The organism is Algibacter sp. 2305UL17-15, assembly GCF_040720935.1.
Lineage (GTDB): Bacteria > Bacteroidota > Bacteroidia > Flavobacteriales > Flavobacteriaceae > Jejuia.
The window spans coordinates 40,884-66,196 of sequence record NZ_JBFDAE010000003.1; the positions used below are offsets into that span (position 1 = coordinate 40,884).

The window sequence follows — 25,313 nt, forward strand, 5'->3', positions numbered from 1 at the left end:
TCTATTTTATATTCATGCGATTAATCATTAATATTCGGAATTTTTTGAAAATAAAACACTTCAAATATCAAAAAGTACTACCAATACTCTGTTTTGTATTATCGAATATCATGTTTTCTCAAGAATTTAAGCATATAGAAACTGTATCTGGTTTGGCAGGAGCTACTAAAAACAATGGTGTTTCGGTAGCAGATTACGATGGAGATAATGATCTTGATATTTTTATTGTAAGTTTAAATCCGGAGGAAGATGACAAACCAAGTACCTATAGTAGGCTTTACCGTAATGATAATAATGGAGGCTTTACAGATGTATCTGAAGAAGCGGGATTGCTTAATCAATATAAACTGGAAGAAACAACTGGCTTTAACGAGCTTTTTGGTTTAGATGGGTATAAATTTGGTGCGTATTGGGGAGATTATGATAATGATGGGTATCCAGATTTATTTTTAACCCACTTGAGAAAATCACAACTTTTTCATAACGAAGGAGATGGCACATTTCAAGATGTTACGTCCACATCTGGTATTTCAGTTGATAGAACTTGTAATATAGCTGGAGCAACTTGGGTTGATTATGATAATGATAGTTTTTTAGATCTTTTTTTAGCCGATTGGGATGGTTGTAATGGGAATTTATTATACAAAAACAATGGAAATGGTACTTTTGAAGATGTTACTGCGATATCAAAAATAGGGGAAGGCGAAAGTCTTTCTAGCTATACAATGTCTCCATTTGATTTTAATAACGATGGATTTTTAGATTTTTATATTTCGAATGATTTTGAAAAAAGCAATGCGCTTTTAATAAATCAAGCAGGATCTACTTTTATCGAACAAGCATCAAATTTCGGGATGGATAGTATGCTCGATGATATGGGGATAGCTATTGGGGATGTAAATAATGATGGTGCTTTCGATTTTTTTACTACTGGCATTAATGAGAATTCCATGCTGCTTAATGATGGAAATAATAATTTTACTGAGTCTTCTTCTGCATTTGGATTATTGCATACAGATTGGGCTTGGGGCTGCACATTTGCAGATTTTGACTTAGATGGAGATGAAGATTTGTTTGTTGCCAACGGATTTTATATTTCTGGTCCGCAACGAAATGTCTATTACAAAAACTTACTAGATGAAGGAGGTACTGGTTTTCAAAATGTATCATCTGATTTAAAAGTTGATGATGAAATTGTTAGTGTTGAAACATTAGATTTTGATTATGATAATGATGGCGATTTAGATCTATTCGTTACAAATGCTGCTACAACTTCTTTCTTCTATGAAAACAAGGTTAATGATACTAATGAAGCAACTAACAGAAATTGGCTAAAGATTCTGCTAGAAGGTACTACATCAAACCGTGATGCTTATGGCACAAAAATTAAAATAACAACAAACTCAGGGAGTTCAGTAAGGTACTATAATGGTGTTGGCTTTTTGTCTCAAAGTATTAAACCTGTTCATTTTGGTCTAAATAATGATGTTCTTATCAGCGAACTAGTTGTAAATTGGCCTTCTGGTTTGGAAGAAATCTATACGAATATTGATGCAAATAATCATATTAAATTAATTGAAGGCGTTGGGTTAGAAGTGTTATCACAAGCTCCAAGCAGCAAAGTTGTTGGATGTGCAGACCCTAGTGCATGTAATTATAATCCGCTAGCTACCTCTGCCGATAATAGTTGTGTTTTTTTACAGCCAAAAGAAATTACAGGAAATACAGCTTCTGGGTTTGATACCATAGAAGATTATACGTATGGCTCAGAAACAAATACAAAAGTAATATGGTCTGTAAGTGGTGGGGAAATTATAGAAGGGCAAGGCACAAATTCAATACAAGTAAAATGGGGCTTAGGGGCAATTGGAAATGTGACTGCTATAGAAATAGGAGAAATTTGTAAGGGAGATTCAGAGACCATTAATGTTGTTCTGGATATAAAAGATGTAGCACCTCATATTTCTGTCGCGAGAATTTGGAACGAGGTGTTATTGGAAGCTATTCGAAATGATTTTGCGAGGCCAACAGTCCATGCACGTAATTTATTCCATACATCTGTGGCCTTATATGATGCATGGGCGGTATATGATTTTTTAGCGTCACCATATCTAGTAGGGAATAATGTTAATGGTTTTAAAAGTGAATTAGAACCTTTCTATAGAATTGAACCTCAGGATATCGGCTTAACTCAACAGCAAGCCATGAGTTATGCGGTATACAGATTGTTAAAATATAGGTTTAAAGATTCTCCAAATGCAGAAGAAACACTCGCATTATTTGATTTGATTATGGATCAGTTGGGATATGATATAAATTTAATGGATACCAATTATAAGCAGGGTAAAGCTTATGCAATGGGCAACTATATTGCAGAACAAATTATAAATTACGGCAAAACTGATGGTTCTAGAGAAGAAACGCACTATGATAACGCCTTTTACAAACCAGTTAATTCGCCTTTAATTCTAAATGTATTAGAAGAGTCTGAAGAATTAAAAGACCCCAATAGATGGCAACCTTTAACTTTTGAAGCTTTTAGAGATCAAAGTGGGAATTTAATAGCAGATAATACGCCTTCATTTTTAAGTCCAGAATGGGGCGGCGTATTACCGTTTTCGTTACAAGAAAGAAATACCACAATTTTTAATAGAGATAATTTTGATTATAAAGTGTATCACGACCCTGGGGCTCCACCATATTTAAATATTAATAAGAAAACAAAAGATAGTGAACTCTATAAATGGAATTTTACATTAGTTTCAATTTGGGGTTCTCATTTAGATCCAAGCGACGGGGTAATGTGGGACATATCACCAAAGGCGAAAGGCAATGTAGATATTAATAGTCTTCCGATAGATTTTGGAGATTATGCATCATTCTATAAGCGGATAGAAGGTGGTGACATAAGTAAAGGAAGAGCCATTAACCCAGAGACAAACAAGCCCTACGAGCCTCAAATTGTTCCAAGAGGAGATTATACTCGGGTGCTTGCGGAGTTTTGGGCAGATGGCCCTGATTCTGAAACACCGCCGGGGCATTGGTTTACCATATTAAACGGTGTTGGAGATCATGAAGCCTTAGAAAGAAAATTTGAAGGAAAAGGGAAGGCGTTGTCTCGATTGGAATGGGATATTAAATCTTATTTTATTTTAGGTGGTGCCATGCACGATGCAGCAATAACGGCTTGGAGCATTAAAGGTTGGTACGATTATATCAGACCAATATCTGCTATTCGATACCTGTCTTCTATAGGACAATCTACTAATCCTGGACTTCTAAATTATAACATTGTAGGCATTCCATTGGAACCAGGATATATTGAGGTTGTTGGAGAGAACGACCTTTTAAGCGGCTTGAATAATGAGAATGTTGGAAAAATAAAATTGTATACATGGAATGGTCCCAATAAAATAAGTGATCCAACGACCGATGTAGCTGGGGTAGGGTGGGTTTTAGCTGAAAATTGGTTTCCCTATCAAAGACCTTCATTTGTAACACCGCCTTTTGCAGGTTATTTGTCTGGTCACAGTACCTATTCTAGAGCTGCGGCAGAAGTCTTGACTTTAATTACCGGTGATGAATATTTTCCAGGTGGTTTAGGGGAATTTTTAGCGAAAAAGGATGAGTTTTTAACGTTTGAAAAAGGGCCTTCGGTTGATGTGAAATTACAATGGGCTACTTATAGAGATGCATCCGACCAAACGAGTTTATCTAGAATTTGGGGAGGAATTCATCCTCCTGCCGATGATATTTTAGGTAGAATTGTTGGTAAACGTATTGGTTTTGAGGCTTATAATTACGCTATACCTTATTTTGATGGTGATAATCCTGATATTGATGAAAGTATTGAACCATTAATTTATCCAAACCCCGTTATAACAGGTGAGTTTAACATCAATAATTTATTGATAGGTGATAAGGTAGAATTATACGATATTAATGGAAGAAGTATTAATATATCAAGATTGGAATATGATAAAGCCAAAAGAATAGGGTTTTTTAAAGTTAGCAACGCTTTAGCTAAAGGGGTATATATCCTAAGGGTTAGGGGCCACAGTAGTCTTATCTCCATTAAGTAAGTTAAAATGCCATGAGTTTTTAAAGGCGTCGCTTTGCACTGTCCTGTGCTGGTAATTTCTTTGGTCAGTAAAGAACCTTTTAAGAGTTTGCCTTACTTCTACAATTTATATATAATCGTAGTAATTTAATTAAGAACTGTTTAAACTGCTTCTTTTTGGGCCGTTGAAAACATTAAAACCAGAATCTCTATAAAATCAAAAATCTCAGAGAGTTAAAAGTCTCTGAGATTTAAAATGATTTTTGTAATAGTTTTTAAGATATCACATTGTAATTTATTTCTCTGAAAAATCTAAGGACGTAAAAAGGCCTCAGTCACAGAAAAGTTGTCTATGTAAAGTACAGTTTCACTATTATTATTCTCATTGAAACCACGAATATTGAAGTTATACGTATCAGAAGCATTAAATTGTGCAATTTGAGAAGTATATACCCATTCTTTCTGTGGGAATGTAGTATCATTTAATAAGGGGTTTGGCGGTACTCCCCAATCTGTATTAGGCGCCCAATAGAATCTAAGGTCTGGTTGTAATCCACCAGGATTCGTTGGGCCTATAACGTCTAGATATACCCATAGGCCTATTTCATAGGCTTTACCATCTTCTAGCGGGAAACCTCCTCCAGCGTAAGAGAAAATTGCTCCTCCATTTGGTTGCATAACTAATTTTATGCTCTTATCACCTTCATAAGATTGTTCCGTCGAGATAAATGTCGCATTTCTATTGTATCCATCCCAAGGTGCACCCCAACCACCATAAGGCCAATTATCACTTGTGGAATTTTCTAAGCCGGGGTCATAAGTAGCGGCAGCACTCTCTAGAATATTTTCACCTATAAATACAACAGGTCTATCTAAATAGTCGTCGGCCAGTTTAGCGTCAGTAGTTATCAATGAACCTTGAGTATAAGATACAGTAATTGTATCATCATTATAAACTCTATCACCATCAAGGGTTAGCACCAAAATATTTGCAGCGTCGGGTTTAGTAGTTATGCTAGCAATATTATTTGCTACAGGACTTCCCCCATTTGTAATTGATACCGTAAAATCATTAATGTCTATAGAGGAAGCTTCTATTTCACGGCTGAAGTTTAATTCTAAAGTACCTTCTGGAGTAGCTATAACGCCATCTAAAAATAAAGGTTCTGTAGAGGGTATAATATCTAATAGATCTTCAAAAGTTTCCTCAAAACTACCTTTAGGTCTTGATCTTCCTGCTTGAAAACTAAAATCGTAAACGCCTAGTTTTTTATATTTCACGTCTATTTCATCAACAAATTGAGTGGACATTGTAGGGTCGCCTCCATCAAAATACCATCTGTACGTTTTAGGTTCTCCAGTAGATTCTACATAATAGCGTACCGTAGATCCAGCTTGAACTTCGTTTTGAGCTCCATTTGCCATATTTAACCAATCACCCAATGATCCATCAGCATTGACTTTACGTGCGGATAAGGTTGAATTAATTCCGCCAATAACATGTACAACAATTGTTGTATCAAGTACTTTTCCAGCTAGTCTAGAGCCTATGAATGCTTCAGTTTCAAAAACTTGGTTCAATCTGACTTCATAATCTCCAACTTTCTTAAAAAATGCATTAACAACTTTTTTGGAAGATGTTATTCCATTTTCATTTCCAGGTTTTAATATTGCTACACCCTCATCTACACTCCATTCTCTGGATACTACACCAGGAGAAACATCGGCGAAGGTTATTACGTCATCAATTTCAACAGTATTGTTGAAATCTTGTTCAGATGAAGAAACAAATCTTTGACTTGTTTGTTCCTTTCTAAGTTCTTCTTCGTCGCACGACTGAATCGATATCATTAAAGCTAGCAGCCCAACGAAGTAAAAAATAATTTTCTTTCTTGTTATCATGATTTCTTTTTTTTTTAGTTTAATCCATTGTTGGTTTGTTGTTCTGCAGGAGGAACAGGCCAGTAATCGTGATTTGACGGATTATATATCTCTTCACTCGATATAAAATCTTCCCTTACTTGTCCTACTTTACCAAGAGGAGCTACTATATAAAGTGGGGCCAAGCCATCCACTTGATCAAAGTTATTGTTTCTCCATACTTCATCTTCTCTCAAGTCTAAATACACTTCTTTAACAATGCCCCATCTTACAAGATCTTTCCAGCGATGACCTTCAAAAGCTAGTTCTAAAGGGCGCTCAACTCTTCTGATATGAGTAATAAGGTTCTGAGCATTTATATCTACCAATGGTTGTGTGCCATGAACTTGTTTGCTCACGTGAAGTTGCGGTATTTTATTCCCGTTTTCAGAAGCATATTGCTGAATAGTTTTTACTCCAGCTCGAGATCTTACTAAATCAATATATTTTATTGCATCGTTAATGGAAGAGCCAGATTCTAATACGGCTTCTGCATACATTAAATAAACATCACTTAACCTCATGTGTCTAAAATTCACACCAGAACGGGATTGATTAGGCTCTTGATCCATTTGATAAGAGTTTGTCCATTTTCTAATATAAGCAGATTGTCCTGCTCTTCCTGCAATTATATCAGCAGTAGGTTCATTATAATAAGTGCCTTCGCCGTCTGGTACCGCAAGGGTTGCAGTTAAGCGCGTAGAGTGTCTGTTGCCGTCGTTTATAGGGTTGCTAGGGTCAACCTCGTCATTAACAAATAATTCATGTAAATAATAGGATCCTAATAGTTGATTAAACCCTCCTTTGTCCAAGAAACCAAAAGAGCTTCCGAAATTAGTAGCTTCTCCACCTTCATCGTCAATGGAGCCACCTTGGCTACCTGGACTAAATTCACCGTTATAAACAACTTCAAAAATTGATTCAGAATTTAGCTCTGTGTCAATTGTAAAATTATCAACAAAGTTTGCGGTTAATTGATATACATTCGAATCAATTACTTCTTTAAACAAATCTCTAGCCGTTGGATGTTCTCCTTCAAAAAGATATACTTTTCCCAATAAAGCTGTTGCAGCTCCCCAAGTAGCTCTTCCTTTATCTTCATCACCCCAAGTTTTAGGCAAATTTTTCATTGCAAATTCTAAATCTGGTTTGATGATATCATTTGTTAATTCTTCTTTGGATACGAAAGGAGAATCTACATCCGCCAGACCAGTAGGTACAGTAATTCTTTTTACACCTCCATTGAATGAATTAACTAATCTAAAGTAAAACCATGCTCTTAAAAATCGAGCTTGTCCTTCAATTATCTCCTTATCTCCTTCAGAAAAAACAGAAGCGTCTATTGATGCAATGTTTTCAATAACCTGATTTGCTCTATAAATACCTATATAAAGTTTATCCCATGGGTCTTTAATTTGTTCTGCTCCAGAACCGTAAGTAAGGTTTAGAAAAGAAAAGGGTGTTTGCCAAAAATCAGTACCTGAAATATCTGCTTTTGCCATTTCATAAATCAATCCGTTAGGACCACTAACAGCAGGAAATTGAAGCGCACCGTAAACGGTTGTTAAAGCCGAATTAAATTGCTCTTGTGATTTCCAAAATGTCTCACTAGTAGGATTGTTTGGATCGACCTCTGTTAAAAACTTATCTTCGTCGCATGCCGTTAAGAATAATAAGCAAGGTAGAACAAGAAGTCCTATAATTTTGATTAAACTTGTTTTCATATTTTTTTTTTTAAAATTTTAATTGTAAACCTAATAAAAAGCGTCTTGCAATAGGATAATTACCTTGATCTACACCTCTTGTACTGAGTCCGTTACCTCCAATTTCAGGATCGAAGCCTGAATAGTTTGTTATGGTTATTGGATTCATTGCTGATAAGTATAAACGCATTTTACTTATACCATAACCAGCTAATGCTTCTGGTTCAATGTTATATCCAAGTGTAATATTACGAATTCTAAAATAGGTGCCGTCCTCTAACCAAAAATCAGAAAATGCACGCTTATTTGGGTGGTTATTGCCTGTTCTATATGTTGGTATATCTGTATTAGGGTTCTCAGGAGACCATTGGTAATATTGATCTTGATGTCTACCAGCACTATATGCTAAGTACTTAGATCCGTTAAATATTTCTGCGCCATAAGAGAAGTAATTTTGAACAAATAAATCCCAGTTCTTATATTTTACATTTATATTTAAACCTGATTCCCATTCTGGTTGACCAGATCCTGCATAGACTCTATCATTTTCGTCTATCTTACCGTCTGCAGTATCCGGAATGCCATCGTTATCTGTGTCTTCCGTTAATTGATCTTTAAAACGTAAATCTCCTAAAAAAGCATTGCTTTCTATTAGCCTATATTCTGCCAACTCTTCTGGAGTTTTGATTAAACCTTCATTTTCTACTAAAAAGAATGCTCCTGCTTCATATCCAACCGCATTAAAAGTAGTTGCATCTGCTCCATCAAATCTTGCCGGAGACCCGCCGGCAAAACCACGTTGTATGCCATTTAAGTCTAAAATGGTGTTAATATTTTTAGTCCAGGTAGCATCAATACTCCATGAAAAATCTTGATTGCCGTTACCCTTAAGGCCAAGAGCTAATTCAACACCCTTATTTTCCATGTCGCCAGCATTAACAGGGATATTGTCTGAGCCATTAACCCAAATAGTTGTCCCCAACGAACTAGGTATTGGTTGAGGTAAAAGCATATCAATTCTATTGTTTTTGTAAACATCGGCATTAAAAGTTAATCTATTAGAAAACATTGCTAGATCTAGACCAATATTTCTAGAAATTTTACGCTCCCAAACTTGGTCGGCATTAGCTAAACCTCTTTGAATAGCTCCGAAATTAAGTATTTCATCTACGCCAAATGGATAGTTGATAGAGCTTTCTATCAATGTGTAAATACCATAATCAGCTGTGTTTTGATTCCCTAATTCAGCCCAACTTGCTCTTACTTTAAGGCTATTTATTGGAGAGTCAGAATTTTTCATGAAATTTTCCTCACTAATATTCCAACCAACAGAAACACCAGGGAATGTACCATATCTATTTGCTTTAGAGAACCTAGAAGAACCATCTCGTCTAATACTTGCCGAAAGTAAATATTTATCATCGAAGTTATACTGGATTCTTCCTAGTAAACCACTTAGAGATCTATTGATGTCTGTTGAACTATTGTTTAAAGGTTCTTGTCCAGCGCCAAGAGTTACAACGTCATTTGATGGTAAACCAATTACTCCAACCCCTAAACTTTTAGACTTAAATTCTTCAAAAGAACTTACAGCAGTTAAATTAAAGTTATGTTTTCCAAAATCCTGATTATAGGTTAAAATATTCTCAATGATATTTCGCTCACTAAAGTAAAAATCTTCATTAAGTATAGATTCTTCCCTACTAGCTGTTGGGTTAATTTCTCCACTTAAATCTGTTACTAAATACTGTGGTTGGAAAAATTTTCTTCTGTAGTTATACATGTTTCTACCTAAACTTATTTTATAAGTTAATCCAGGTACAATTTCGTAAGATAGGTTTAATGCAATGTTATGACTATTTACCTGTCTGTCATCTTGGTTATCCAGCAAAGCAGAAATATAGCTATATTGAATAGCATTTTGAACAGGTATCAATACACTGTTTTCACCAATTTGTTCAACATCTGCAAAAGAAACCTGCCACGGTCTTTGTCTTAAAGCAAGCTCATAAAGCGCCCAAGGCTCTTGTTCGGTATTTTCATAAGTTAGACCAATTGAAGCAAAAGCCTTAAATTTACCTTTATTATAATTGGCATTTAATCTAGAGCTTAAACGATTAAAACCAGAATTTATTAAAACACCTTCTTGATCGAAAAAGTTAGTGTTAAAACTTACTGAAAAATCTTCGGAACCTCCGTTTATACTTAGAGCATAGTTTCTAATTAAAGCATTATTATTTTGAACGTCACCAACGAAATCACTATTATTATTTAGTCCTTGTGGATTAAAACCGTAAAGGAAAGGTGCAGCGCCAATTGCTTTAGTATAAACTTCTTCCACAAAATATTGATCTGTAGAACTCAATAAAGGCACACCAGAGGTTATATTCTGTATTGCCATGTAAGTTGATAATTCTACATCAATTTTTCCCTTTTTACCTCTTTTTGTTGTAATTAATATTACCCCATTCGATGCTCTAACACCATAAATTGCAGCAGAAGCACCATCTTTTAAGATGTCCATGGATTCAACCTGCTCGGGAGCTATATTAGGAACTCCTTCAAAAGGAACACCATCCACTACATATAAAGGTGTTGAGTTCCCTAAACTTAATCCCCTAATTTGAATGTTTGCTACAGAGCCAGGACGACCGCTTGATGCCTGTACGTTAACACCTGCTACTTGACCTTGGATAGATTCACCTAAATCTGACACCGGAGCTTTCGCTATAATATCAGCCTTAACAGCGGCAACGGCACCTGTAACTTCTTTCTTTTTCTGGGTACCATAACCTACTACGATTACTTCGTCCAGTTCAGATAAATCGGTTTCTAAGCTTACATTGATTTCTGTTTGACCGTTGACAGCAACGTCTTTAGTTTTAAAACCCAAGAAACTGAATTCTAAAACAGCATTTCTATCAGCTTTAATTTCGTAAACACCGTCAAAATCGGTAACTGTTCCGTTGGTTGTTCCTTTTACAATAACATTTACTCCGGGTAACGGGATTCCATCGCCTGTAACTGTACCTCTAACAGTTATGGTTTGTGCTTGTGCAAATCCAAATCCGAATAAGAGTAAAAAAGTTGCAAAGAACTTTACCCTTTCCTTCGTACAAAAGTTTAATTTCATTATTAATTTAGTTTTAGTTTAAGTTGATAAATTTAAATTAAAGGTTATGAAAATATTAACATTTCAACTTTACTAGAACTGAACAAGCTAAAAATAAGTTTTAAATGAACTTGACAAAAACTAGATATATTGAACATAAATACATGAAAATCAATTGATTATTCAAATCGGTTAATGAACTCCTCTAAATTGTCATTTCTTTCTAATCCGAGTTTTTTTCTCAATCTGTGTCTTGAAGTATGAACACTCTCTACAGAGATGCCCAATAATTTTGCCATGTCCTTACTAGCGAAATTAAGTTTTACAAGTGCACAAATTTTTAGGTCAGTTTGCTTTAAATGAGGAAATTTTTCTTTCAATTGATGGTAGAAACTTTGGTTAATGGCTGTAAACCTCGCTTCAAACTCAGACCAATTACTGTTAGGGTTTCCTTGTATTGATTTTAAAATTCGCTTAATAACGTTTACATCAATATTGTTTTTTTGATTTGCCAATCGGGTTTTTATACTTGAAATAAATTCGTCTTTCTCTATAAGCCGTAAGGCAGATTCGGTTAGCTCTTTGTTTTTCAATTCCAAAACCTCCCTGTGCCTTTTAAGATTTTGTTTTTGTCTTTCCTGTAGTATGAGTTTTTCATTTTTATGCTTGTTTCTAATATTTCGAATGAGCAAATAGCCGAAAAGTATGAGGAATAAAATTGTCACACCTAGGATGATTGATTTCAACATCCATTCTTTATCTTCATGCTCCAACTGCTGGATGCGATGTTGTTTTGCCAGGTCTTCTAGTCGTTCTTGTTCTATTCTATATTTGTCTTTTATCTCGAACAAGTGTTGGTTATTTTGGACACTATATATTTTGTCATTTAAAGCTTTGGCTTTTTCTATGAAAGTAATTGCTTTTTTGTACTCCTTTTTTTGTTTGTAGATTTTATGTAGCTCCTCAAATACAAATAGTTTGTAATCTAAATGGCTACTATATCGGTCTGATATCTCTAGCGATTTTTTAAAGTAAGTTTCACTTTTAGATAAATCTCCAATTTCTCTGTAGATGTTTCCAAAAAGCGCATAAATAACTACGAGATATGAAGGTTTATTGGCTTTGAAATATGCTGTTGCCGTTGCCAGTTGTTCTAATCCTTTTTCAACTTGCCCTTCCTTTGCGGATAAATATCCTGCTTCAGATAAGGAGAAATTATCCGCTTTTATTGTAGGGTCTTGTTTGATTTTGTAGATGCTATCAAGGTAGGTTTTAGCTGTTTTATAATCGTTATTTACTCTAAAGAAAGATGCCTTTGAAAAATAATTTTCAATTAGGTAGCCTTCGTTGAGAGAGCCCTTTGCAGCTAATTGTTTCCTGATTTTTAAAGAGCGATCAAAATATTTTAATGCTTCATCATTTCTTTTGTAAAAACTATAAAGCCAACCCAGTCCTAAAAATATATCTGCTTTTGAAATGGAGTCATTTGTTTTATCTGCCAATAGCAATGCTTCCCAATAGCCATCATAAGACTTTTCATAATTGATATTGTGGGCATAAAATAGAGAAAGGGATGTTAGAAAATTGATGGCTCTTAACGTGTCTTTTTCCTCAAGCCTTAATTCATATCCCTTTTTAAGATAAAACAGGGCGCTATCCTGATTCTTGAATTTAAAAGCGTTTGCCTTCCGCAATAATTCATCTTTAGCTTCAGCTTCAGGGTTTTGTGAGTAGCAAAATGGTATTGAAAACAACACAGTATATAAAATTACGTATAAGGGCTTGCGAAAATCCATTCTGTCAAGTATTGATAAGTTCATTAGGCAATTTATAAAAAAAAAACACGTATGGAATACAACTTGACAATTTTATGTTTATTTATTTTATTTTTATTGTTAAAGTATTTATAGGTAAGTTCTTAGGTGTATGGGTTTTTCATCATATAATGAATATTTCCTTTTATTTTATGTAATTGTAGGATTGATAAAAAATAATTTTGTTCAGTTATTTATAAGTTTAAATAAGTAGGAATATGGGCTTTGTTACTTAAATTTGTTATTGATCAAATAATTTTTGAGGTATGAAACGAATAACCAATTGGGTAAAATTTTTATGTATTATAGGGGTGTTTTGTAAACTTGGAGCCCAAACGAGTGTAGCTGTAAATTTAAATGTAAAACACACCGTTGGTGGTATTTATGAATTTGATCGTTCTAAATTTATTACTATCCATGCAAACCAAACAGAACAGGAATGGGATGGCAATAATTTTGTGCCTGATTTAAGAGATGACTTTCTAAATGGTTATGATGTCTATTTAGGTAGAGATACGGGCGGCATCACTTGGAATTTAAATCAAATGGCAGAAGATCCTTCAAGACCAGGCTTTGCCAATCCGGTAGATATAACCAACCGTGGTCTAAACTCAAGAAACAATTACGCTAACAAAACAAACTTACATTCCTACGAAGCCAGAAATAATTTAATAATTGCAGCTCAACTACATCCTTTTTGGACAGGAGAAAGCCAGCGAAACACAAATCAAGGTTGGAAACTTGCAAACCCAACTGCTACTGGCGAGTACATGGGGCGTTACATTAACGAGTTTCACGGTGGTAATGGCCAGCCAACCCCTGCTTTTGTTGAAGTTATAAATGAACCCGCTTATGAAGCTCTTGGCGGAAAAAGTGATTATACAAATTCTTTACAGGAAATTGCCGATTTTCATGTGGAAGTAGCTGATGCGATTAGAGCACAAAACCCAAATTTACTTATTGGTGGCTATACTGTGGCATTTCCAGATTTTGAAACCGGAGATTTTCAAAGATGGATAAATAGGGATAAACTGTTTATTGATGTGGCAGGAGAAAAAATGGATTTTTGGTCCATGCACTTATACGATTTTGCTTCTATAGGTGGTGGCAAAAAGGATTTGCGTTCTGGGAGCAATATTGAAGCCACTTTTGATATGATGGACAATTATAGCCAAATTAAACTGGGGAAAACCAAACCCTATGTGATTTCTGAATATGGCGCTCAAATGCATGATTATTTTGGAGATTGGAGTCCTTTTAGGGACTGGTTACATTTAAAAGCGCAAAATGCACAATTGATGTCTTTTTTGGAGAGACCGGATGCGATTGCAATTGCCGTGAATTTTTTAATAGTTAAGGCAGAATGGGGATATAACAGTACTACTGGAGCTACTTACAACCATAGATTGCTTAGAAAAGAGAATGAACCAACCAGTTACACGGGAAAGTGGGTATATACAGACATGGTAAAATTTTATCAGCTGTGGCAAAATGTTAAAGGCAGGCGAGTTGATACAAAATCAACAGATTTGGACATACAGGTCGACGCTTATATTGATGGAAACAAAGGCTATATTATTTTAAATAATTTAGAATTTAATGCTAAAACTATAGACCTTGATATTTTTGATAATTATAATGTTAATGTTGCCAGTATTTTAAAACGGCATTTAACACTTTCTGGAAATGCTCCAATATTAGAAGAAGAAACACTAACATCTCCAATATCTGAGGTTGTGCTTGGAGCAGAATCTACCATGATTCTTGAATACACTTTTGAAGACACAATAACTATCGATGAAACCTCGGATGAGGTTAAATATTTTGCAAACGATTATTTAAAACCAATCCAAGCTTCACAACCTGCTTTGTTCAATATTAACGGCATCACAAAAAACGGTGCTTATGGAGAGGCTGTTCTTAGAGTTAGTATCGGTAGAGATCACGGTAAAATTCTGAAGCCAATTGTAAAAATCAATAATAAGGATATTGTTGTTCCAGATGATTGGCGCGGTTATAATCAAGGAGATAAAAAGCGTTTTTTCGGGACATTGGAAATCCCGGTTTCTTACGACGATTTAAATACAAATAACACGGTTTCTTTAGAATTCCCAGACTCAGGGGGACACATAAGTACGGTGGGAATTCAAGTGTTTAATTTTAGCGCAAATATTAGAGAAGTAAATCCGTCTAGTCTGCCATCTGATAATTATAAAATAAAAGGCATTGATGCAACTTGTGTGAGCCAGAATAATGGTGCGATAAATGTGACTACCACCGTTGCTCAAGATTATAAGGCGTCTGTTACCGGACCAAGTTTTAACCAAGATTTTGATTTTTCAAGTGATTTGAATATTGAAAACCTGAACCCGGGAACTTATACAATGATAGTTACCGTGCCTTCATTTCCAGATTATAGGATCGAGTTTACTATAGAAATAGGGCAGCCCGAACCCTTAAGCGTTACCTCTAAAGTGAGCAATTCTAAAAATGCTGTGACCTTAAATTTAAATGGAAGCAATAACTATAATATCGAGCTAAATGGTAAAGACATAAAAACAAGTTCAAATGAGATTACTTTGGAATTGACCGAAGGTAAAAACACTTTAAAAGTAAAAACGAATAAAGATTGCCAAGGTGTTTACGAAGAAACTTTCTTTATAAATAAGTCTTTTTTCCTGTTTCCTAACCCGGTAAACGATGAACTCTCAGTTGTAGTAAATAAAAAATTGTTGAATTCAACGGCCTATGTTTATAACGTTATTGGGAGATTGGTTAAGGAGCAGGTAATGATGCAAACTCAAAATAAAATACCAGTAACTAACTTAGAAAAAGGTGTTTATATGATTGTGTTTAAGATAAATGATGAAAGTGTAGAGGTTTCAAAATTTGTTGTAAAATAAAAAGATATTTAAAAAATGAACTATTCAAAAAGAACATATACCGTAGCATTAATTTTGGGTATGATGGTGTCTTGTAGTGGCGGCGGCGATTCTGGAGGCGAAGAAGAAATATTAGACCCAACTAAAGCGGCTTTAATATTTCCAAACAATAATGAAGAATGTACTGCTGGTGTGGTAATATCCAATACACAAGCAAAACTAACTTTTGATTGGAATAAGGCTGATAACACCACTGCCTATACTTTATTCTTGAAAAATTTAGAAACAAATGCAACACAGGATTTTGATTCTAATTCAGATGATTTAGAGATTACTATTGAGAGGGGAACACCTTATTCCTGGTATGTTGTGTCTAAATCAAACAAAACAACCAACACAGCAACCAGCGATACCTGGAAGTTTTACCTCGCTGGAATTGGTGTAGAAAATTATGCGCCTTTTCCTGCCGAATTAAAAAGTCCCACAAATGGTGCTGCAATTTCTGCTGCAACGGCAAACCTTGAATGGACTGGCAATGATGTAGATAATGATATAAAAGAATATGATGTTTATCTCGACACCAATACATCGCCAACAACCAAGGTTTCTACAACAACGGTCCAAAAGTTAGATAGCCATTCTGTGTCAGCAAGCACCACCTACTATTGGAAAGTGGTAACCCGTGATAATCATGGGAATACCTCTACCTCAGAAGTGTATAGTTTTTCAACTAATTAATTTTTTACCATAAGTAAAGAAAAAATCAAGTGTTACTTGTGCCTTAATTAAATCAAGAGTCTTAAATTTGAGGCTCTTGATTACTAACCAATAGCAGTATCCAATTATGAAGTCAACCAAACACTTTTCAATTTTGAATAAAAATTTCATCAGTTTCTTTTCTGGTCTTTTAACCTTTAGCTTTATTTTAATATCCTGTGGAAATAATAACTCTGCGAAAGCTCAAAACCATGATGATTTTAACCTAGATTGGGATTTTTATTTTTCAAAAGATAGTGTTGCTGTTGCAACTATAAAAGATTGGTCAACAATAAATTTACCACACGATTGGGCGGTTACAAGCGAGTTCGACTCTACATTGGTTAAAGATGCTTTTGCTACAGGATATTTAAATGCTGAGGGTTATGGGTATTATAAAAAAACCTTCGATACCAAATCTAATGAAAATGAAATAACCTATGTTCATTTTGATGGTGTTTACAATAATTCTGAAGTTTGGATAAATGGGAAAAAACAAGGGTTTCATCCTTACGGATACTCACCTTTCTACTTTGATATCACAGCATATTTAAATAAGGATGGAAAAAACAATGAGTTAATTGTAAAAGTCGATCATAGCAGATATGCCGATAGCCGGTGGTACACAGGTGCTGGGATTTATAGAAAAGTAGATTTAATTACCTTAAATAAATTGCACATTCCTGTTTGGGGAACATTTATTACAACACCCAATGTTTCAGAGGAAAAGGCTACGGTTCAATTGAATATCGATATTAAAAATGATTTTGCTTCAGAAGAGACTATTGCCGTTGCTACAAAATTAGTAGATGGTAATGGAATTGAAATCGCCAATGCATCTTCTGAAATTTCAGTTTCTGGAAACTCAAGCGATGGCATCATACAAAAAATTGAAGTAACAGATCCAAAACTTTGGGGCGTAGAAAATCCTAATTTGTATAAAGCTGTGACAACAATTTCTAAAGGGGGTGATGTTTTAAACACCTATGAAACCCCTTTCGGTATTAGAACCATAAAATTTGATGTTAATACAGGTTTTTATCTCAATGGAGAAAACATGAAAATTAAAGGCGTGTGTTTGCACCACGATGCTGGTATTGTAGGTGCAGCAGTTCCAAAAGGGGTTTGGAAACGGCGTTTGCAAATTTTAAAGGATGGTGGTTGTAATGCTATTAGAGTATCCCATAATCCTGCCTCATCAGAGTTTTTGGATTTATGTGATGAAATGGGTTTTTTAGTGCAGGATGAATTTTTTGATGAATGGGACAATCCAAAGGACAAGCGTTTCAACCAAAACGAATCTAAAAGCACAGATTATATCACAAGGGGTTATGGCGAACATTTTCAAGAATGGGCTAAAAGGGATCTTACCAATGTGATATTGAGCCACAGAAACCACCCGTCCATTTTTCAATGGAGTATTGGAAATGAAATTGAATGGACATATCCCAGAAATGCTGAAGCCACAGGTTTTTTTAATAATATGAATTGGAATGGCAATTATTTCTGGTCTAAACCACCAAATACAGTTGAGCAAATCAAGCATAAATTGGAAACCCTACCAAGGGGTACATATGATATCGGGGAAACTGCTCAAAAACTGGCAAAGTGGACAAGAGAATTGGATACCACAAGACCAATAGTTGCCAATTGTATTTTGCCTTCTGCAAGTCATTTATCGGGATATGCGGATGCCCTAGATATTGTTGGTTACAGTTATAGACGCGTTTTATACGATTACGGACATGAAAATTATCCAGATAAGGTAATCATGGGGACTGAGAATTTAGCGCAATATCACGAATGGAAATCTATCATGGAACGTCCGCATATTTCAGGAACTTTCTTATGGACAGGAATAGATTATATGGGCGAAATAAGAGATCCGTGGCCGGTGCGTGTGCAGCCTTCCGGGTTGTTAACTACTGCCGGATTCAAAAAAGGGTCTTACCACATGATGAAAACCCTTTGGAACGACCAACCCCATATCCATATCGCCACCCAAAATATCGAAAAGTCGCTAAACAAAATTGACGATAAGGGCAATATTGTTGCCAAAAATCCTGAAAAATGGAAACATGCTTTATGGGAATGGCAAGATGTAAATGAACATTGGAATTATAATGAGGGCGAGATGATTTCAGTAGAGTTGTATTCTAATTGCGAGGAAGTCGAATTGTTCTTGGATAATAAATCCTTGGGAAAAAAGAAATTAACCGATTTTGAAGATCATATTTACAAATGGGGCGTGCCATTTGCTGATGGCGAATTAAAAGCGGTAGGGGTAAAAGATGGAGAAGAAATAACCCAAAAAGTAGTTACCGTAAGAGCATCTAAAGCACTTAAATTAACACCTGATGTAACAGAAATTGTTGCAAATTATAATGATGTAGTTCATATTGTAGCGCAATTAACTGACGAAAAAGGAAACCCATCAATGACTGATGATAAAGAAATAACCTTCGAGATTAAGGGGCCTGCAAAATTATTGGGTGTGGATAACGGTTGGAAAAAAAGTGTTCAAAAATTTCACACCAACGTAAACACAACGCACAATGGAAGAACGTTATTGTTAATTCAAGCTACAGGAGAATCTGGGGATATTGAAGTAGTTGCCCATGTAGATGGAATGGACGATGTGAGTGTATCAATAAAATCAAAGCCTTAAGCGAGGTAATTGCGATAAAATTTAATTTAAAAAAAGGGCGGTTTTTCTAAATCGCCCTCTTTTTTTATGCTCTAGTATGCTTATTAATCACCCTAGTGCTAGCTGTGTGAACATTAAATCTTCAGCTGAATATGAAAATTTAAAATAGAGGTGTGAAAACCTGCAAGGTTTTTAAGAACCTCGTAGGTTTAAATGATAAAAATAAAACCTAAACTATCGTTAAATATTACAAGTCACGTATCAGACCTGTAAGGTTTCAAAAACCTGACAGGTCTTTTTTTTAAGCTTTTACTTGTATTTAAACATTTTCGTAGTCCAAGACTCAACGGTAATAGAGAAAGAAGAAAGGGTAAAGGCAACCGTTACGCATGAGTTTCCTTCCTTGGAGGGGATTAAGGGCTGGGTTTGGTCTTATTTATTTTGCCGCTAGTTTGTCAAATTAACGGCTACCGCTCGTTTGGGTGGCTACAAAAAACGTCCCATTCAAAAAAAGCGAGAACGATTTTAAAATCGCCTCGCTTTTTATTCAACAAAATTAAAATTTATTATAAAATTCTAATCCTCCCAATGCGTATCAATCACTTTTTGGATATGCGGGTAATTGGCATCAGTTTCATTTAAATCTTCCCTAAGTTTTATCAACTGTGTTTTTAAATCTGCGATAACGTCTTTGTATTCAGGAGTTCCATATGCATTATTCATTTCCTTAGGGTCTTTTTTTAAATCGTAAAATTCCCAAGCTACAGGTGTATGATTCGTAAAGTCGTTACCCCAACTGTCTTTATTCCATTCTGCATCAGGATCATCAGTATCCACCCAATATTTTCCGTAGAAAAAAATCAGTTTATAATCTTTGGTCCTAATACCAAAATGCGCTGGATTTTGGTGTCTATGCGCCATGTGCATCCAGTAGCGGTAATAAGTCGCTTGTTGCCAATTTTCAGGCTCTTCCCCAGTTTCAAGAATGTGCTTAAAGCTTTTACCTTGCATATAATCAGGGGCTTTTCCTCCAGCAAGTTCAATCATTGTTGGCGCAAAGTCTGTATTGTTAATTATAGCATCTGTTCTTATTCCAGCTTTTAGTTTTTCAGGATAACGCACAAAGAAAGGCATGCGCAAGGACTCTTCATACATCCATCGCTTGTCGATATAATCATGTTCTCCCAGCATAAATCCTTGATCTCCAGTATAAACAATAATGGTGTTCTCCAAAAGATTTTCAGATTCTAAATAATCTATCAAGCGTTTTACATTGTCGTCAACACCTTTAACACATCTTAAGTAACGTTTTAGATACTCTTGATAAACTTCACTTGTATGTTCATTTTCTTTTGCATCAGGCGCCCATTTAACATACTCGTTCGGTTTTAAATCTTTTTGGTTTCTGTAATTTTTATACACCGTGCTGTCCGTGTACAAGTTCATGGCCTGATTTCTAATCAAATTTCTATGGGACACAGAAGAACCTATAATTCTAGTCAATGAATCGTTTTTTCCTCTAGTGGCCTCAGAACCATTGTTGCCTCTTGTATATAAACTTTCAGGTTCTGGAATAAAATTGTTTGCTAAATAATCATCATATCTCGGTGCGTTTTCAAAGTCATCATGTGGTGCTTTAAAATGGTGCATTAAAAAGAATGGCTTATTTGGATCGCGTTTTGTTTTTAGCCAATCCAAGGTAATGTCCATAATATTGTCAGTTGAATGTCCTTCAGTTTTAACCGTATTATTTGGCCAAGGTTTGTCGCCTCTTACCCTAAATGAAGGATTGAAATATTTACCCTGTCCCGGTAATACTTGGTAAAAATCAAAATTAGTAGGTTCATTGTGTAAGTGCCATTTACCAACTAAAGCGGTTTGATAACCCAAAGCCTTCATTTCTTTTGGTAAATATTGTTTTTCCGTTGGAAGGTGGCCTTCCAAATCTAAAATACCATTGGTTTGAGATTGCTGACCGGTAATTATGGCTGCTCTACTCGGGGTGCATATAGAATTGTGTACAAAACAGTTTTCGAAAATCACACCTTCATTAGCAATTTTATCCAGAGTAGGTGTGGGGTTTAATTTTGCCAACCTACTGCCGTAAATACCAAAACCTTGAGTAGTATGATCATCAGACATGATGTAGATAATATTAGGTTTTTTTGAAGTTTGAGCTTCTGGTTTTTCCTTGCATGAAACAGTACAAGCAACTAAAATTAAGCATAAAGCTTTGAAAGTTTTAAGAAATAATGGCATAAGTTGTTTAGTATAAAAGTTGAGTTTATTTTAATTTGAAAAGTACGCAAATAAACACCAACATGATATTATTGGTGTTTAATTATGAGTAACAAATGTTTTTTACGGACACTATTTTTTATGGCGAAAGCACAATTTGAGGGAGGTCTTCAGGTTTGTAGGCAATGACATCTTTTTCAACGATGGCGGTTTTCCAGGCATAGACTTTTTTAAGATTTTTAATTCTGGACATTACATCTAAGCTTTGTCCCGTTATCTTGGTGTCATAGACGTTTAAGCTCATTAAGCTCTCGTGTTTTGCAAGATTATTTAAACCAACATCAGTAATCGGGTTTCGGTTTATGACCAGTTTCTGCAAGTTTTTAAACGTGCTGATTGTTTTTAAATTTTCATCCGAAAGCGAATTATCTTCAATATAAAGCCACAGAATATTATCTTTAATTTTAGACAATTTTTCCAGTTTCGCATTCAAATCAGTCGAACCTATACTTTTATTATATGAAGGCAACACCACCTCAAAAATACTAGAACCGAAAACCAATTCCCTAAGCGTAAATCCTTCTGAAATTAGATCTTTAAGCGTAGCAGCATCTATTTCGGGAACGCGAGGTAAATCTACATCGCCCTTTTTACCTGCGCTTTTTATACCCAACATATTTGATGCAATGTGCATCACGTTTTCAGGGGTTTCAATGATAGCAACTTTAGAACTATGATCGGCATTGGCATTGTTGATCCAATATTGTAAAATGGTAATTTCTTCTTCGGTTAAAGGTGTTTTTCCATCTGGTGGCATAAAATCTTCATGTTCTGGATGTAATAAAACCCGTTTTATCATTTCAGATTCCAAAGCATTGCCAGGGATTAACGCATCTCCATTTTTGCCGCCTTTAGCAATAGATAAAGAATCCTGAAAAGATAAGCCTCCTTTTTTCTTACTGGAATTATGGCAACTAGTGCATTTGTTTTCTAAAATAGGATGTGCCAAATAATCAAAAACCACGGCATCCTCAACCTTTTCTATTTTTGGAAGTTCTTTCTTTTCCTGTTTATTAAAAGGTGCGTATTTGGTTAAGTAGTCGCTTCCATGTGTTAGGTTGCCGCCGTAATGTCCAGTAATACTTATTAAAACAACAATTAAAGCTAAAGCCGAAATATTTGCCTTAACTCTGTTTTTCTTCGGAAATTTTATTTTTTCAATACGAATTAACCAAGCGAGTAAAGTAACAACTGTTGTTGCTATGCCAAACCAAAAATGAATGTCTAGTGCATCCCCATCATAATCGCCACTAAGCGATAGCATATATCCTAAAACACAGGCGACAACAGCTGAGGCAAATCCTAAAAATAGTGCTAATGGAATTGCCGCCGTTACGGCTTCATATTTCTTTTTTCTACTAGCCAATTCAAGCAAAAAAGCAAAAATTAAAAAACCGATAGGTAAGTGAACAACAAGAGGATGAAATCTTCCTAAAAATAATACAAAGTCTGGTGCTTCATTCATAAAATAAACTGTAAAATTTATACGCGCTCTAGTTTTAAAGGTGCTGTTTTATTGGCATTCCATTGGCAGATGTAAAGATTTTTATCTTCATCTACACAAACATCATGACCATGTAAAATAGGTTTGTTCTGTAACTGATATGATTTTTGAAGTTGGCCATTTTCATATTCAGGGGCAGTACCACCTGGATTAGAAACCACTTTGTCGCCATCTAAAATGGTTACAAAACCTGTATGGTCTTTCCAGTTTGTTTTGCCAACTTTAGGTTGGGACCAACATACGCCAGCATATAAGTTAGTGTCGTCAAAAACAGGGCGACATACTTGCATATTTGGTAAATGTAAGGTTTTTACATATTTGCCATCAAGTGTGTACCATTTAAAAGATTGTTCGTTTCTGGAAGTACAAACTACTAAAGGATTATTTTTTTTCCTGTAATCTATGGCAACACCGTGGGCGTTTGATAATTTATAATTTTCATCTGGATTGTCTTTACCGCCCCAATGTCTAATATATTTTCCGTTAGCATCATATTGAATGATATAATCCATACCATAACCATCTGCAACATAAATATCCCCGTTAGGCCCAATTGCGGTTTCTGTTGGGCAAAAATGATCTCCGGGTTTATAAACGCCTATCGTCTGCGGATGACCAATATCGAAAATAACACGTCCATCGGTTGTGGTTTTAGTGACACGCCCGTTATGGTAAATCCACTTGCCTTGTTTGTTCAAGTACCAACCAGAATCGGTTAAAAACAGCATGTCCTCATCATCTTCTTTAGAAATGGTTAAACCATGTCCACCAGGGTAAGCGGTGCCCCAATAATCTAATAATTTACCAGATTTATCAAAAATAAGAATGTTGTTTTTAGTATGATCGCCCATCATGATTAGACGTCCTTTGCTATCCATAACCATTTCGTGACAATTTAGAATAGGATTTCTGATGGCACTTAATTCAGCCCAATCTTTTACCAACTTATATTGATAATCGCCATGACCTAAAATGACATCTTCTGGAGCAGATTTTTTTAAAATATTAAATCCGAATGATGGCACAGAGGCTAATGCTGCTCCAGCAATTCCAGTCTTTTTTATAAAATTTCTTCGTGAAGACATAGTTTGTTTTTAAGTTAAAAGGTCTTTTACAACATGACCGTGAACATCTGTTAAACGATAGCGTCTTCCTTGGTGTTTAAAAGTCAGCCTTTCATGGTCTATGCCGAAAAGGTGCAACATTGTAGCGTGGAAATCGTGAACGTGCAGCGGATCTTTTGTAACATTATAACTAAAATCGTCTGTTTCGCCATAAGAAAAGCCTGGTTTTACACCGGCACCTGCCATCCACATTGTGAATGCTTTTGGATGATGGTCCCGTCCGTAGTTTGTGTCGGTTAATTGCCCTTGCGAATATACGGTTCTGCCAAATTCCCCGCCCCAAATTACTAGGGTATCGTCTAGCATGCCGCGTTGTTTCAAATCTTTAATTAAAGCTGCTGTACCTTGATCTGTTTTTTTACATTGATTTTTTAAGCCGCCCGGGCAAGCAATATGTTGGTCCCATCCTTGATGGTATAATTGCACAAATTTTACGCCTTTTTCTAAAAGTTTCCGAGCCATTAAGCAGTTTGCGGCATAGGTTCCAGGATCTCTACTGTCCTTTCCATACATTTCGAAAATATGATCTGGCTCGTCGGAAACATCAGTTACTTCTGGAACAGAGGTTTGCATTTTATAGGCCATTTCATATTGTGTCATTCTCGCCTGAATTTCTGGATCGCCGTAATCATCATGTTGAATGGTGTTCAGTTTGTCTAAGTAATTCAGCATTGTTTTACGATCGTTACCGTCATAATTATCAGGGTTGTTCAAATATAAAACAGGGTCTTTTCCAGAACGGAACTGGACACCTTGATGCTCAGTAGGTAAAAAGCCATTGCCCCATAAACTCGCTTTTAAAGGTTGCCCTTTTCCGTTTTTCGAAACCAAAGTGATAAAGGTTGGTAAATTTTCATTATCTGACCCTAGTCCGTAGCTTAGCCAAGAGCCAATACATGGTCTTCCGGGTAATTGATGTCCTGTTTGAAAAAATGTGATGGCTGGTGTGTGATTAATTTGATCGGTTTGCATGCCTTTCATAAAACATAAATCATCAACCACTTCCGAAAGATGTGGCATCAATTCACTAACCCATGCTCTTGATGCTCCATACTGCTTGAATTTGAAAATAGAAGGCGCAATAGGTAGTGTGGATTGACTCCCGCTCATACCCGTAAGCCGAGTTTCTCCAATCACAGATTTTGGTAAATCCTGGCCAAACATATCCACTAATTTCGGTTTATAATCAAACAAATCCATTTGTGAAGGCCCTCCACTTTGGAATAAATAAATGATGCGCTTTGCTTTTGGTAAGTGATGTGGTAATCCTAAACGGTTTTTATTGTAAGCATCTAAAATAGCTTCTGTATTATTTGGCGCACCAATAGAACTCCAAGCTTTTTCTGTGCTTAACAGACTTCCCAAAGCTAAGGCACCGATACCTAAAGACGTTTTCTTTAAAAAATGTCTGCGGTCTATTTGCTTTTCAATTTGTTGAAGATCTTTGTTATTGGATTTTAATATATCATGATGGTCACACATGGTTCACAATT

The 25,313-nt window shown here is 35.5% G+C and carries 12 protein-coding genes; 4 read left to right on the top strand and 8 right to left on the bottom strand.

Annotation, left to right across the window (positions count from 1 at the left end):
• Positions 1-44 precede the first annotated feature (44 nt).
• Entirely contained in the window at positions 45-4,082 is a 4,038-nt protein-coding gene (locus tag ABXQ82_RS03875; protein ID WP_367055148.1) for an FG-GAP-like repeat-containing protein, read from the top strand.
• A gap of 290 nt (positions 4,083-4,372) precedes the next feature.
• Here ABXQ82_RS03875 and ABXQ82_RS03880 read toward each other — a convergent pair whose 3' ends face one another.
• The 4 genes from ABXQ82_RS03880 to ABXQ82_RS03895 form a co-directional block, all read right to left on the bottom strand.
• The gene (locus tag ABXQ82_RS03880) at positions 4,373-5,962 is read right to left on the bottom strand and encodes a hypothetical protein (RefSeq protein ID WP_367055151.1); all 1,590 of its coding nucleotides are present in this window, start codon (positions 5,960-5,962) and stop codon (positions 4,373-4,375) included.
• A 14-nt stretch (positions 5,963-5,976) separates the two neighbouring features.
• A complete protein-coding gene (locus tag ABXQ82_RS03885; RefSeq protein ID WP_367055154.1) occupies positions 5,977-7,704 on the bottom strand; it encodes a RagB/SusD family nutrient uptake outer membrane protein in 1,728 nt (575 codons plus the stop codon).
• Positions 7,705-7,714: 10 nt separating this feature from the next.
• A complete protein-coding gene (locus ABXQ82_RS03890; RefSeq protein ID WP_367055157.1) occupies positions 7,715-10,816 on the bottom strand; it encodes a TonB-dependent receptor in 3,102 nt (1,033 codons plus the stop codon).
• Between the two features lie 158 nt (positions 10,817-10,974).
• Entirely contained in the window at positions 10,975-12,591 is a 1,617-nt protein-coding gene (locus tag ABXQ82_RS03895) for a tetratricopeptide repeat protein (protein ID WP_367055160.1), read from the bottom strand.
• Positions 12,592-12,875: 284 nt separating this feature from the next.
• Here ABXQ82_RS03895 and ABXQ82_RS03900 point away from each other — a divergent pair, with 284 nt between their 5' ends.
• The 3 genes from ABXQ82_RS03900 (at position 12,876) to ABXQ82_RS03910 (ending at position 18,915) form a co-directional block, all read left to right on the top strand.
• Positions 12,876-15,512, top strand: a complete 2,637-nt coding sequence (locus ABXQ82_RS03900) for a T9SS type A sorting domain-containing protein (RefSeq protein ID WP_367055163.1) — start codon at positions 12,876-12,878, stop codon at positions 15,510-15,512.
• 15 nt (positions 15,513-15,527) lie between these two features.
• Positions 15,528-16,229: a hypothetical protein gene (locus ABXQ82_RS03905; protein ID WP_367055166.1), complete on the top strand. Its 702-nt coding sequence runs from the start codon at positions 15,528-15,530 to the stop codon at positions 16,227-16,229.
• Between the two features lie 106 nt (positions 16,230-16,335).
• A complete protein-coding gene (locus tag ABXQ82_RS03910) occupies positions 16,336-18,915 on the top strand; it encodes a glycoside hydrolase family 2 TIM barrel-domain containing protein (protein WP_367055169.1) in 2,580 nt (859 codons plus the stop codon).
• Between the two features lie 555 nt (positions 18,916-19,470).
• On the opposite strand, the gene ABXQ82_RS03915 is transcribed toward ABXQ82_RS03910, so the two are convergent.
• The 4 genes from ABXQ82_RS03915 to ABXQ82_RS03930 all read right to left on the bottom strand — a co-directional run bounded on the left by ABXQ82_RS03915 (position 19,471) and on the right by ABXQ82_RS03930 (position 25,302).
• Positions 19,471-21,153, bottom strand: coding sequence for a sulfatase (locus ABXQ82_RS03915; protein WP_367055171.1), 1,683 nt, complete (start codon positions 21,151-21,153; stop codon positions 19,471-19,473).
• Between the two features lie 118 nt (positions 21,154-21,271).
• Entirely contained in the window at positions 21,272-22,657 is a 1,386-nt protein-coding gene (locus ABXQ82_RS03920) for a DUF2231 domain-containing protein (protein ID WP_367055174.1), read from the bottom strand.
• 17 nt (positions 22,658-22,674) lie between these two features.
• A complete protein-coding gene (locus ABXQ82_RS03925) occupies positions 22,675-23,781 on the bottom strand; it encodes a twin-arginine translocation signal domain-containing protein (RefSeq protein WP_367055177.1) in 1,107 nt (368 codons plus the stop codon).
• A 9-nt stretch (positions 23,782-23,790) separates the two neighbouring features.
• The gene (locus tag ABXQ82_RS03930) at positions 23,791-25,302 is read right to left on the bottom strand and encodes a DUF1501 domain-containing protein (RefSeq protein ID WP_367055180.1); all 1,512 of its coding nucleotides are present in this window, start codon (positions 25,300-25,302) and stop codon (positions 23,791-23,793) included.
• Positions 25,303-25,313: the final 11 nt, after the last annotated feature.